Source organism: Comamonas sp. BIGb0152, from assembly GCF_024809975.1.
GTDB lineage: Bacteria > Pseudomonadota > Gammaproteobacteria > Burkholderiales > Burkholderiaceae_C > Comamonas.
The window spans coordinates 324,329-337,773 of the sequence record NZ_JANUDY010000005.1 but is presented as its reverse complement, the minus strand read 5'-3'; the positions used below and the strand labels follow the sequence as shown (position 1 = coordinate 337,773).

The window sequence follows — 13,445 nt, the reverse complement described above, 5'->3', positions numbered from 1 at the left end:
AAATCGATTAGCATCCCCAAGCAATGTGGCAGCCGTCCTGCGCTCGCCCACGCTTTAGCCCACCCCATGCCCCCGCGGCACGTCCCCCCAAGGAGCCCCCATGCGCCAAGACCTGACCCTCTACTACGCCCCCGGAACCTGCGCACAGGCCGTGTTGATTGCCTTGCATGAGGCCGGTGCCGCTTTTGAGGCCCAGCGCCTCAACATGGCCGAAGGTGCGCAGCGCGCACCCGCCTACCTGGCCATCAACCCCAAGGGCCGTGTGCCGGCGCTGGCCACCCCCCAAGGCGTGCTGACCGAGACGGCCGCCTTGCTGCTGTATGTGGCGCAAACCCACCCGGCCGCGCAACTGGCGCCGCTGGACGACCCGTTCCAGCTCGCCCGCATGCAGGAGTTCAACAGCTACCTGGCCTCGACCGTGCACATCAGCCACGCCCACCGCCCACGCGCGGCACGTTGGGCCGATGACGAGGCGGCACAAAAAGCCATGCAGGCCAAGGTGCCGCAGAACATGCGCGATGCCTTCGCGCTGATCGAGCAGCACTACCTGGGCGACAAGACCTGGGTGATGGGTGAGCAGTACACGGTGGCCGATGGCTATTTGTTCACCATGGCCGGCTGGCTCAAGAGCGACAGCGTCGATATCAACGCGTTTCCGCGCGTGGCCGCGCACTATGCCCGCGTCGCAGCACGGCCTGCGGTGCAAGCGGCGCTGGCCCAGGCCTAAAGCCTCTTGCAACCTCAGGGCTGGTATTCGTTCGGGTCGAGGTGCTCGACAGGCGGCGGTGGCGGCTGCGACACGCCCGCCACCGGCTCCCAGCCCGAGCCGTCCCAGTCGTGCATCGCCGCTTCGCGCTGGTAAAAGCGGGCCAGCAGCTGGGCCCCTGCGGTGCTGCAGGCCTGGCGGGCAATGCCGGCACTGTAGACCGCCTCATAGGCCAGGGGGTGCGGGATTTTCCCCACCACCCGAACATCGGCAGCACGGGGCAGCTCGCTGCGCAGCAGCAGGCCCAGCTCGGCATCGCCCCGCGCCACCAGCTGCGCCACCTGGGGACCAAACACCTTGATGCTCTTGGGCAGCACCTTGGCGTTCAGATCCAGCTCAGGAAAAAGCTGTTGCTCGATAAAGTCACCGCCATCGGCCGAGGGGTAGGCGATGCTGCGGGTGGCCTCCAGCATCTTCTTGGCGTCTTCAGTATCTTTGAGCACCGGCACAGGGCGGCCGGCCTGCACGATGGCAATCAGCGGTGAGCGCACCACATCGTAGAGACGACCCTGGCGCACCAGGCCTTGCGCCTGCAACAGCTGCAACACGGGGCGCGGCGCCAGCACCAGGTCCACACAACGCGCTTGCTGCAGGTACTGGGTCAGCTCCTGCGCCACCACATGCGGCGCGCCGTAGCCGGGCTCGGCGCGGATCTGGGTGGGGATCATCAGCTGGCCGGCCAGCGCCCGGTGCACCGGCACAAAACCCTCGGTCATCAGCAGCTGCACCGGCAGGCTGGCAGGGGCCAGCGCCTCATCGGGCTCGGGCGCTGGCGGCTCGGAGGCACAGCCCACCAGCACCGCAGCGGCACAGCTGAGCAAGAAGGAGCGGCGGGGAGGCATCAGGCGCATCCGGGCATTATCAGACAGCAGCGCCGATCCTCCCTACCCCGCCCCTTAATTCACCACATTCAACAGACGCCAGTCGATGTAGTTGTCCGCGCGGGTGGGGATGCTGACCTTTTTGCTGGTAGCCCAGGGCGTGATCAGGTTGAACAGCGGAATGTGGGAGATGGTTTTGTGCTCGTTGAGCAGCACCTTCTCGATCAGCTGGTTGCGCAGCTTCAGGTCGGTCTCGGTCTTGACGCGCTCGATCATTGCATCTTGCTGTGGGTCGGAATAGCGGCCCAGGTTGAAGTTGCCATCACCGCTGCCGCCGGGTGAGCGCAGCAGCGCCTGCAGGCTGTAGTAGGCATCGAACGTCGGCACCGACCAGCCCAGCAGATAAACGCTGGCCTCGTAGCGCTGGATCATCGGGAAGTAGGTGGCAAACGGGTAGGTGCGCAGCTTGGCCTTGATGCCTACCTTGGCCCACTGGGCACTGATGGCCTGGCACAGCTGCTCGTCGCTGGGGTAGCGGCCCGCCGGGCAAGAGAACTCAAACTCAAACCCCTCCGGATAACCGGCCTGGGCCAGCAGCTTTTTGGCGGCCTCGGCGTCAAAGGCCAGGCGCTTGTCGGCCTGCTGGGTCCAGCCATTCACATGGTGGGCAATCAGGGTGCCGGTGGGCTGGGCCAGGCCGCGCATCACCACGCGCTGGATGGTGGCCATGTCAATCGACTGGTACAGCGCCTGGCGCACGCGCACATCCTTGAAGGGGTTCTTGCCCTTGATGCTGGACTGGGGCAGCTCGTCGCGGAACTGGTCCATCCCCAGGAACAGGGTGCGGTCGGCGGCGGATTCGAGCACCTGCAGGTTGGGTGCCTGCTTGATGCGCTGCAGGTCATTCATACTCGGGTCGATGACGAAATCCACTTCGCCCGACAGCAGCGCTGCCGTGCGTGTGGCGTCTGACTTGATGGGTGTGTACACCGCCTGCGTGATGTTGCTGGGGTACTGGGTCTTGCCCCACCACTGCGGGTTGCGCTTGAGCACCAGGCGCGAATCCTGCGACCAGCTGTCGAGCACATAGGGGCCGGTGCCCAGCGCATGGCGGTGGGCATAGTTCTCGTCCTTGGCCTTGATGTCCTTGGGCACCTCGGACTGGTGCTGCACCGCCCAGGGCTTGCTCATGATACGCAGCTCGGTCAGCTGGTTGACCAGCACCGGGTTGGGCACGTCCGAGAAGATATCCAAGGTGGTGGCATTGACCACCTCAATACGGTCTATGCCTTGGGTGTAGACCACAAAGCCCGAGCTCTTGGCCTTGGCCCGCTCCAGCGAGAACTTGACGTCCTCAGCCGTCAGCGGCGAGCCATCGCTGAAAGTCACGCCGTTGCGCAGGCTGATGCGCAGCTGCTTGGGGCTGATGCGCTCCCACTTGGTCGCCAGCGAGGGCTCAGGCTTTTGCGTCTGGCTGTTGTACTCGACCAGGGCCTCATACACCGCGCGGTGTACCGAGTTGTTGACGCCGACATTCTGCGCATGGATATCCCAGGACGACAGATCGGCCGAGCGGGTCCAGCGGAAGTTGGATGCCTGGGCAGAAAATGCCATGCTGGCCACTGCGCCGGCAATAGCCAGTGTGCAAGCGCTGCGCGTCCAGCTGCTGCGGCGCTGCAAGAAAGTGCTGGGTTGCATCACAGATTCCTTCATTCAATGCAAAAACAAAACGCCGCACTATGGCAGTGCAGCCAGGCGCCGCCAACGATTTATTCGTTGTATCGATATGGGCCTGGCGCTGGCTGCTTTCTGCTAGCGGCAGCGGTGCAAGCCAGTGTAACGGGGGCGCTAAAGCCAGATGCCGCCTAGGCCGACGCGCGCCAGGCCAGCGCCAGCGCCCCTGCACCACTCTGTAGATCGTTCAGAACCATGCCATTTTTCCAGCCTCTTGGCCGAACATCAACTTCGGTCAACGCCAAGCCTGCGCATTTGAGCTGGGCCTCCAGCCGCGCCCATTGCTGCGCAAAACCGTGCTGCCAGGCCAGGCCCTGCAAGCCAGCCAGCGCAGCGGCCGCTTCGGGCTCCAGGTACAGCGCAGCCACCGCCGGCCAGCCAGCGGCATCGATATCCGTCTGGGCATCACCGGGCGCGCCTTGCACATCAATGCCGACGGCGCCATGTGGCGTGCAGGCCCATACCGCCATGGCATCGGCATAGCTGATGGACAGTTGCCACCCCGGCAGCACCTGCCCGTTGCGCAGCAGCTGCGGCGCTTGGCCGGCCCGGCGCTGCACCGCGAGTTGCTCAGGCGCACAGCCCAGCTGCGGCGCCAGCGCTTGGCAGAGCGACTGGTATACGGCCTCGCGCATGGGCTCGCGGGGCAAAGCGCCCGATGGCGGCGCAGCCATCGTCACCGCCTGGGCTTGCACCCGGCCCAGCAGCGCTGGCGACAGGGCCAGCGGCTGCACGGTCCATTTCAGCCCTAAGCCCGCCATGGCGACGCAGGCGCACCCTGCCAGCGGGTGCCGGCGGGCAGGCGCTCGCCCTTCATCACCAAGGTCATGGGGCCCAGCTGCACGCCATCGCCCACCTCGGCGCTGTAGAGCACGGTGCAGCGCGCGCCCACCGTCACCCGCGCGCCAATCACCACGTCATCCACCTTCATCACCCGGTCTTCAAACAAATGGGTTTGCGGGCAAGACAGCGCATTGAGCTCGCTGTGCGCGCCGATGGTCACGCAGTCGTGTTCAGTGATATCGGTGGTGTCCAGGTAAGCGCTGCTGGCGATCTTGCTGCCCAGCAGGTTCATCGCCAGATTGAGCCAGGGGGTGCCGCGCAGGTAGCGCAGAAAATTGGGCACCGCAATGCCTTCGTACATGCTGGTGGTCGCCTCGGACAACCAGACAAACGGCGTCCACATCGGTGCCGCCTTTTTGCGGTAGCGCCCCACCAGCAGCCACTTGAACAGCGCCACGGCCCAGAAAGCCACCAGGCCAAAGACCATGCCGGCGACGGCCAGGTCCAGCACCACCGCGCCCCAGCGGCCCGCTGCTGCCAGCGGCATCGCGTCGAGCACGATGGCATAACCGGCGGCAATCACCAGCGCATGGGGCGCGCCAATGCGGAAGGCCTCGACCAGGCCCCGGCCCAGCACGCGGCGGCGCGAAGGGGCAAAGGTCAAATGGTCGGGGTAGCCCTGCACGACTTCGCGCGCTGGCAGGTTGATGGCCGGCGAGCCAATCCAGGTCTGGCCCGCCTGCATGTCGGCATTGCGCGGCACGGCCGACATCACACCAATCAGCACCCCTTCGGGGATGGTCGAGCCATCGGGCACATAAGCGCCATTGCCGATAAAGCTGCGGCGCGACACCACCGTGGGCTGCACCGTCATATAGCCGCCATCGATGCGCTCATCGCCCAGCATCACGGCATCGGCCACAAAGCATTCGTCGCCCAGGGTCAGCATATCGGGCACCACGCCCAGCGCGGTCGACAGCTCCGTGCGCTTGCCCACCTTGGCGCCCAGCATGCGGTACCAGCTGGCCGAAAACACCGTCGCATAGATGCCGTGCAAGGTGGCCAGGCTGCCTTCCTGGATCTGGTTGGTGAGCCACTTGCCCAGGTAGCGGCCGCTGTGCACCGACCAGGTGCCGGGCAGCAGCCGGGGCAGGAACAGGTAGCGGATCAAAGCCGCCACCAGCATGGTGCAGACCACCAGCACCAGGCTGGCCGGCAGCGCCAAAACAAAGAATTTGAGGAAACGCAGGATGAAGGCACCCAGCGCATCCACCGTGCCGTCTTCCAGCAAAGGCCGCACCGAGATCGAGTCCACATCCAGCCAGTCAATCAGCAAGAACGCGGGGAACACCGGCATGAAGAACAAGGTGGCAATGCTCAGGCCGCCCACAGCATAGACCAGCATCTCCCAGGCGCGCCAGGCGGCGCTGGGCCGCACACGCTCGGGCATGCAGCTGGTGTCAAAGTCCGAGACGGCTTGGGCGGGCGAGCCCGTCCAGACACTGCGCGCGGGCTGCACCTGGCCATCGCTCAGGCTCGACTGCCCCTCCAGATGCGCCCAGTCGCCCAGGCGGGTATTGCCCTCCAGCACCACATAAGAGCCAATGCAGGCATCGGCACCGATATCGACGGTGCCCAGCAGCAGCCAACCGCCTTCGACCCGGGCGTTCTCCAGACTCACCACATTGCCCACGCTGGCGCCTGCGCCAATGCGCAGCAGATCGGGGGCGCGCACGGTCATCGAGCCCAGCAATACATCCTTGCCGATCTTGGCGCCCAGCGCGCGCAGCCACAGCGGAAACAGCGACGAGCCAGTGATCATGCCCACCGGTACGGCTTCGACCAGCCGGTCCGCCAGCCACCAGCGGAAATAGGTTAGTCCCCACAGCGGGTAGCGCCCAGGCTTGAGCCGGCCGGCAATCAGCCACTTGCCGGCCCAGGCCACGGCAAACTCCAGCACCGTGGCCAGCGCAAAGGCCAGCACCGAGATGGCAATGGCCAGCGGCACCGAATCGTTCTCGTCGCCAGTGAAGAAATGGTAGGTGAAGAAGGGCGCCAGCCATTGCGCCATCTTGACCAGCACCAGAAACGGAATCGCCACCGCCTGTGCAGCGCCACAGCGCCAGCGGCGCAAGGCCGAATGCTCGCGGAACGCGCGCGGCGCAGCAGCCGGCGCATCGTCTGCCACCATGCCGGCCTGCAGCGCCTGGGCAATGGCGCCCACGCGGCGCTGCTGGTAGATGGTGCTGACGGTGGCCTGCGCAAAACGCGCATCGGCGCGCAGCAGCGACGTCAGCCTGGCGGCAAACAGCGAGTGGCCGCCCAGGTCGCTGAAGAAATCCAAGCTGCGGCGAATGGGCTGACCGGGGAACATCTGGGCCAGTGCGGCAAACAGCAGCGCCTCGGCCGGGGTCTCGGCGGTGTCAGAGTCCCCGTTGTCGACGGCGGCACTCAGCGCGGCCGCGCGCAGCGCCTTGCGGTCGATCTTGCCCGAGGTCAGGCGCGGCATCAGCGCCAGCGCCTCAAACCGGGCCGGCACCATATAGGGCGGCAGGCGCTCGGCCAGCGCGCTGCGCAGCGCCGCGTGGCTGGGGCTGGTGGACGCATCCAGCGGCACATAAAAGGCCACCAGCTGGTCGATGCCATCGTCCTTGCGCAGCAGCACCGCCGTGGTGCCCACGCCAGGCTGCTGGGCCAGCACGGCCTCGATCTCGCCCAGCTCCACGCGGAAGCCACGAATCTTCACCTGGTCATCGGCCCGGCCCAGGCACTGCATCTGGCCTTTTTCATCGATACGCGCCAGGTCACCCGTGCGGTAAAGGCGCGTGTCATGCGGGCCTGCCGGCCAGGGGTTGTCCAGAAACTTCTCAGCCGTCAGCTCGGGCCGGCCCAGGTAACCGGCCGCCACGCCGGGGCCGGTGATGCACAGCTCGCCCACCTCACCGGCCGGCAGCCCCACCAAGCGGGGCGCGGTGCCGGCAGGAAAGCTGTCCGCCTCGATCACCTGCACGACCACCATGCTGTAGTTGGGCAGGGGCGTGCCGATGGTGACGGGCGCGCCGGCCTGCAGCTCGGCCAGGCTGGCCGATACGGTGGCCTCGGTCGGCCCATAGGTGTTGAACAGCTGGCGGGGCGCGCCAGTGCCCGAGCGGGCCCAGCGATCGACCAGGGCCTCCGGGCACATCTCGCCGCCCAGGTTGATGATGCGCAGGCTGGGCACATCCTGGGCAAACAGCGCCAGCAAGGTGGGCACGGCATGCAGCACCGTCACCTGCTGGGCCAGCAAGGCCTGGGGCAGGGCCTCGGGGTCGCCGGCTATCTCGCGCGGCGCAATCCACAAGGTAGCGCCCACCAGGTAGCTGATCCAGATCTCTTCGAACGACATGTCAAAGGCCACCGAGAAGCCCTGGTAGACCTTGTCGCCCAGGCGCACGCCCAGGCGTGCATTCTCGCTGCGCAGAAAGTGGCAGATGCTGCCCTGGTTGATGGCGATGCCCTTGGGCTTGCCGGTTGAGCCGCTGGTGTAGATCACATAGGCGGGATCGCTGGGCTGCGCATTGCTGCGCCGGCGCAGCGGGGTGCCTGCGGGCAGCTCGGCCAGCAGGTCCAGGTCGGTCAGCAGCGGGCACAGCACCTGGGCATCGCGCAGGCCCTGCTGGGGCGTGGCAGCGGCCATCAGCAGCGCCTTGGCGCCGGCGTCTTCGAGGCAGGTCGCTATGCGCTCGGGCGGTGTCTCGCTGTCAAAGGGCAACCAGGCGGCGCCCGTCTTGGCTATGGCCAGCTGCAGGCTGAGCAGCGCAATGCCGCGTGGCAGCCACAGGCCCACCATGTCGCCCGGGCCAATGCCCGCTTCTATCAAACGGTGTGCCGCGCGGCTGGCATCGGCATCGAGCTGGGCGTAGGTCAGCTGCCGCTCGCCGGCGATCAGCGCAAGCTGCTCGGGGTGGGCGTAGGCGGTGGCCTCGAACACATCGGCCAGCACCTCGTGGCGCAACAGATCGGGGCGCTCAGGGCCCCGCAAAACAACAGTCTCAGACATGGCAGCAATACCCGGCAGCTGCAGAAGGCGCAAGCGCACCGCCCTCCTGCACAAAACGCCCCAGAATGGGGCATTCGCGCATTATGCGGCGGCGTCAGGGCCCGCCGCGCCGGGATCACCCCAGGCACTGCCCGTCTGAGGGCTGGGCGCAACGCTTTGGCCCCGGCTTAAGCCCCGCCTAATCTGCAGCAGTCGGCAAGATGGCATCGGCCGACCAGCCACCGCCCAGCGCGCGGTACAGCGCAATCTGGTTGTCCAGCCGGCTTTGGCGCAGGTTGACCAGCTCGGTCTCGGCCTGGAACAGGTTGCGCTGGGCATCGATCTGCTCCAGGTAGGAGGCATAGCCGGCCTCATAGCGGTCCTTGGCATAGCCCAGGGTCTGGGCCAGCACGGCGCGGCGGCGCTCGGCCGCCTGCTCTTGCTCGGCCAGGCGCTGCACGCCCACCAACGCGTTTTCCACATCGCCCAGCGCCGACAGCACCGCGCCCCGGTAGGCATAGGCGGCCTGGTCGCGCTGGGCGGTGGCGCTGTCGTACTGCGCGTCGAGCCGGCCGCCATCAAACAGCGGCGCCAGCGCGCTGGCACCCAGGCTCCAGACATTGATGGGGTTGTACTGCAGCGCATTGACAAACAGCCGCCCCGCGCTGGCGCTGAGGTTGAGCTGGGGCAGGTAGGCGGCGCGGCTGGCGCGCAGGCTGGCATCGCTGGCGGCCAGGTTGAGCTCCGCCTGCACCAGGTCGGGCCGGCGGCGCAGCAGGGTCGAGGGCAGTGCAGCGGGCACCACCGGCATCTGCAGGCGGGCAAAACCCTGGCCATCGGCCGCAGCGGTAGCACGCACGGCGGGCACATCACCGGCCAGCAACTGCAAGGCGTTGTACTGCCGCGCAATGGCCAGCTCCAACGGCGGGATCTGGCCCTGCACCGCCTCGTACTCGGCCTGCGCCTGCGTCACCTGCAGGCGCGAGATATAGCCCACCGATTCCTGGTCCCGCGCCAGTTGCAGCGCCGTGCTGCGGGTCTGCAAGGTCTGGCGCGTCTGCGCCAGTTGCGCCTCGCGGCCCAGCAGATCCACATAGGCCTGGGCCGTGGTGGCCGCCACGGTCAGCGCCACCGCATCGCGGTCGGCCTGGCTGGCGCGGTACTGCAGATCGGCCGCCGTGCTGCGGTCCCCCAGCCGGCCCCACAGATCGGGCTCCCAGCTGGCCTGCAGCTGCGGCTGAACGGAGCGGCTGGTGGTGATGCCCGAGGCCGTCAAGGTATGGGTGGCGCCCACATTGGCGCCCAGCGACAGGTTAGGTTGCATGGCCGCATCCGCCGCCGCCAGCTGGGCGCGGGCAGCGGCTACGCGGGTGCCGGCCACCTGCAGGTTGGCATTGCGCGCCAGTGCGGCCTGCACATAGCCGTTGAGCTGCGCATCGCCAAAGGCCTGCCACCAGGCCACGGGCACCGCTGCCTCTGGCCCGCTGGTGGCAGCGGCCTCGGTCTGCGCCCAGGCGCTGGGCACGGTCACGGCCGCATCGGCGGGCGCCTGGCGCAAGGCCGGTGCGCAACCGGCCAGCAGCAAGGCCATGCCCAGGGTCGTCAGCGTGGTCCATGCCGGGCCGCGCAAATGCGGGGTGCGGGTCATGGCTGTTCTCCTTGCGCAGCGGCCTTGGCCGCGCGCGTGTCCACCTGCACTTCCACCGACATGCCGGGGCGCAGGCGGGCAGCGAGCGGCTGGTCGGGCTCGATGGCAATGCGAATGGGCAGGCGCTGCACGATCTTGATGAAGTTGCCCGAGGCGTTGTCTGCCTTGATAACGCTGAACTCCGAGCCGGTAGCCGGTGCCATCTGCTCGATATGGCCGCGCAGCTGCGCGCCTTCCAGCGCATCCACATAGAAGCTCGCGGCCTGGCCCAGCTGCATGTGGGCGATCTGGGTTTCCTTAAAGTTGGCCACCACCCAGAGCTGGTCAGGCACCAAAAACAGCAGCTGGGTGCCCGAGGCCACGTACTGGCCCTGGCGCACGGAGGCCTCGCTGATCTGGCCATCACGCGGCGCGCGCACCACCGTGTTGTCCAGGTCGATCTGGGCCAGCCCCAGCTGGGCCTGGGCAGCCTTTACCTGGGCCTCCAGGCTGGCGCGCGCCACCTGGGTGGATTTGATGCTTTGCTCACCAATGCGGATATCGGCCTGCGCCTTTTGCACATTGGCCTTGGCCAGCTGGCTGGTGGCGCGCGACTGGTCACGCTCGCGCAGCGACACCGAGCCGCGCGCGGCCAGGTCCTCGACCCGCTGCAGATCAGCGCCCGCGCGGCGGGCCTCAGCATCCACCGCCGACAGGCTGGCCTGGCGCGCGCCCAGGTTGGCACGGTTTTGCGCCTGGGTCTGGTCGGAGTTGGCCAGCTGCGCGCGGGCATTGTCCAGCTGCGCCTGGGCCTGGGCCACCTTTTCTTCGTAGATGCGGGCATCAATGCGCAGCAACACATCGCCGCGTTTGACATGGGCAAAGTCCTGCACATTCACCTCCGTCACATAGCCGCTGACCTGGGGGGCCAGCACGGTGATCTGGCCCCTCACATAGGCGTTGTCGGTGCGCATCATGTCGGAGGCAAAGGGCGGCAGCTTCCAGGCCCAGAGCACCAGCAGCACACCCGCCAATGCGACGACCGCCATGGTCAGCACCGCACGGCGGCTGGGCCGGATCAGCTTGGCGGTGGGTGAGGCAGCGGGCGCAGGCCCAGGCGCGGGGGCGGCGGGCGCCGGAGTGGCGGCAGGGGCCGCCGTGGCTTGGGGCGCTGCAGGCACCGCTGTGGGAGCGGGTGCAGCGTTGGGAGAAGTGTTTTCAGTATCAGACATTGTTGTTGCTTTGTAGATAAGGGTCCAAAGGGGGTTCAGACGGGCGCCGGCAGCGCGCCTCGGCGCCGCGCCAGCCAGGCCAGCATGCGCTGGCGCAGCACGCGGTAGAACGCCCAGGCCAGAAAGGCCAGCGCCATCGCGCCAATCACCCGGAACACATCGTTGAAGGCGCGCACGGCGGCCTCGCGCCGGATCACCTGCACCAGCTGGGCCTGGCTTTGGGCACCGCGCTGCACCGGGTCGGTGATGGTGCGGCCCAGCGCTTGGGACTGCTGGGCCAGGCGCTGCGCGACCAGCGGGTTGGTCACCGGCATATCGGCCGCAATGGCCTGGGTGTAAAGCTGGGCGCGCTGCTGCTGGATGCTGCCCAGCAGCGCGGGGCCCAGCAAACCGCCCAGGCTTTGGGTGACCGAGAACAGCACCACAAAGGTGACCATATGGTCCAGCCCCTTGCCCAGCGCACGCTGGATGCCGATCATCATCACCGGCCCCATGAACAGCGCCGCCGAGAACGCGATCAAAAACTGGCTGAAGAAAAAGTCATGCGGGCGGCTCAGGCTGGTGGAGTGCAGATCCAGCCAGCCGCCCACGCCGATCAGCAGGATCGAGGTCAGGATCTGCGGCAGGATGGCCTGAGGGCTGAAAGTAGCCGCACCGACGATCACGCCCAGCAGCATGCCGACAAAAATGACGCCATACAGCGCCTGCAGCTGCTCGGGCACCACACCCATGGCGCGCAGCAGGCCGACCACGCCGTAGTTCTGCTCCGAGATCATGAAGCGCATCATGATGGCCCCGGCCATAAAGGTCAGCGTGGTCGGGTGCATCAGCCAGCGCAGCTGGATCAGCGGCGTGCGCCGGCTGTACTCCAGCAGGGCGGCCAGCGCAAACAACAGCAGCGAGGCGATCAGCGCATAGGCCAGCCAAGGGGTGCTGAACCACCAGGCATTCACGCCCTGGGCCAGCACCGCGCACAGCAGGCCAACGGCTGGCGCCACCAGCAAGAAGGTCACAAAATCCAGCGGCTCAAACACATGGATCTGCAGGCCACGCGGCAGTTTGAGCACCACCACGGCGGCAAAGGCCATCAGCGCCAGCCCGGCCTCAAACGCATACAAATGGGGCCAGGGGTTGACGTTGACCAGCGAGGGCGAGAGCACCCAGGCCAGCGGCACGGCGATCGAGGACATGTTCATGCCCAGGATGAAGGCCGAGGGCACCTTGGAGACCGGGAAGCCCTGCATCACATACATGACAGCCAGCGAGGTGGTGGTGGCGCCAGCAAAACCGGCCACGGCCCGCACGATGATGGACATGGTGTAGCCCTCGACAAACACGTGCAGCAGCGCCAGCAGCGCATAAATGCCCAGGCCCCATTCGGCAAACACCCGCAGGCCCAGCTGCTGGCGGCTTTTGAACACCAGCAGGTTGGCCGTCACATTGACCATCACATAGGCGGCGGGCAGCCAGGCGGCCTCCACCGGGGTGAGTCCCAACTGGCCCTGGATGGAGGTCAGATTGGCGGTCACCAGCCCATTGCCCAGACCGCCGACCAGGCCCACAAACAGGCCCACCAAGATGTAGGCCAAGCGCCGGGGCAGCGTGTGCTGCAGCCGCGCGGGCGAGCCCGGCAGCACGGGGCGCTCATGCGTTTCCCAGTCAGGCGGTTGTTCTACATAACGAAAGGCAGGCGCGTTCATACCGCCTCCCGGGCATCGGTGCGCAGGCCTTCAGTGATCAGCTGCCAGGCCCGGTCGCTCAGCTGCAGGCGCTCGGCCGGCGTGCGGCCACGCCTTGCTGCGCTGAACATGCCCACAATCAGCAGCAGATCGCCACCTTGCAGATCCTCCCGGCAGCGTCCTGCTGCCTTGGCCTGCAACAGCAAAGGCGTCACCAGCGCCAGCAGGCGGGCGCGCAGATCGATCACCAAGGGATCATCGAGCGGCAGCGAGCGCCAGTAGTCGGTCAGCGGCACGGTCAGCACCGAGTCATGGGCCCAGAGCCGCAAAAACTCGAACAAGGCATCCGCATCGCCCGTATCACCTAAAGCATGGGCCTTGGCCGCCAGCCGCTCCAGGATATGGATCAGCAAGGCCCGCAGCAACTCGGACCGGTCCGCAAAATTGCGGTACAGCGTCGTGCGGCTCACCCCCGCCCGCTCGGCCACCACATCCAAAGCCACCGTCACCCCCTGCTCGGTAAACACATGCAAAGCCGCATCCAGCAGCTGGCTGCGATGGGCCAGCGCATCGCTGCGGGGTTGGCGTTCTTTGGTGGTCATGGTGTGGGGCAAAAGCATTAAACGTACAAAACTGTACGCTAATTTTTTCAGACCTGCACAGACCCTTGTGGCACCAGGGTAAACCCGTGGGTTAACGGTGGTCTGTTTTTTTGGTCAGTTCACCGGCTACGCCGTCGAGGAGGAGGAGATGCTGGATGCTCCCAAAGATCCGCTGTTTGCTGT

Annotated in this window: 9 protein-coding genes; 1 reads left to right on the top strand and 8 read right to left on the bottom strand. The window is 66.8% G+C overall.

The features are described from left to right. Positions 1 to 100: 100 nt before the first annotated feature. Positions 101 to 727, top strand: coding sequence for a glutathione S-transferase family protein (locus M2375_RS12460; protein ID WP_259167403.1), 627 nt, complete (start codon positions 101 to 103; stop codon positions 725 to 727). 14 nt (positions 728 to 741) lie between these two features. Here the strand turns inward: M2375_RS12460 and M2375_RS12455 are convergent, their stop codons facing one another. From M2375_RS12455 to M2375_RS12420, 8 genes are all read right to left on the bottom strand, one after another. Then, a complete protein-coding gene (locus M2375_RS12455) occupies positions 742 to 1,608 on the bottom strand; it encodes a substrate-binding domain-containing protein (RefSeq protein ID WP_259167401.1) in 867 nt (288 codons plus the stop codon). Between the two features lie 54 nt (positions 1,609 to 1,662). Continuing rightward, positions 1,663 to 3,285, bottom strand: a complete 1,623-nt coding sequence (locus M2375_RS12450) for an ABC transporter substrate-binding protein (RefSeq protein ID WP_404979318.1) — start codon at positions 3,283 to 3,285, stop codon at positions 1,663 to 1,665. 167 nt (positions 3,286 to 3,452) lie between these two features. Next, entirely contained in the window at positions 3,453 to 4,082 is a 630-nt protein-coding gene (locus M2375_RS12445; protein ID WP_259167380.1) for a 4'-phosphopantetheinyl transferase superfamily protein, read from the bottom strand. Continuing rightward, on the bottom strand, positions 4,070 to 8,143 hold the full coding sequence (locus M2375_RS12440) for a Pls/PosA family non-ribosomal peptide synthetase (RefSeq protein ID WP_259167375.1): 4,074 nt from the start codon (positions 8,141 to 8,143) through the stop codon (positions 4,070 to 4,072). Before M2375_RS12440 ends, M2375_RS12445 begins: the two co-directional genes overlap by 13 nt. 178 nt (positions 8,144 to 8,321) lie before the next feature. Next, positions 8,322 to 9,770, bottom strand: coding sequence for an efflux transporter outer membrane subunit (locus M2375_RS12435; RefSeq protein WP_259167369.1), 1,449 nt, complete (start codon positions 9,768 to 9,770; stop codon positions 8,322 to 8,324). Next, positions 9,767 to 10,981 (bottom strand): HlyD family secretion protein, encoded by a 1,215-nt coding sequence (locus tag M2375_RS12430; protein ID WP_259167368.1) that lies wholly within the window; start codon positions 10,979 to 10,981, stop codon positions 9,767 to 9,769. Before M2375_RS12430 ends, M2375_RS12435 begins: the two co-directional genes overlap by 4 nt. Positions 10,982 to 11,016: 35 nt before the next feature. Continuing rightward, the gene (locus tag M2375_RS12425; RefSeq protein ID WP_259167366.1) at positions 11,017 to 12,681 is read right to left on the bottom strand and encodes an MFS transporter; all 1,665 of its coding nucleotides are present in this window, start codon (positions 12,679 to 12,681) and stop codon (positions 11,017 to 11,019) included. Continuing rightward, a complete protein-coding gene (locus M2375_RS12420; RefSeq protein ID WP_259167363.1) occupies positions 12,678 to 13,262 on the bottom strand; it encodes a TetR/AcrR family transcriptional regulator in 585 nt (194 codons plus the stop codon). Before M2375_RS12420 ends, M2375_RS12425 begins: the two co-directional genes overlap by 4 nt. Between the last annotated feature and the right edge of the window lie 183 nt (positions 13,263 to 13,445).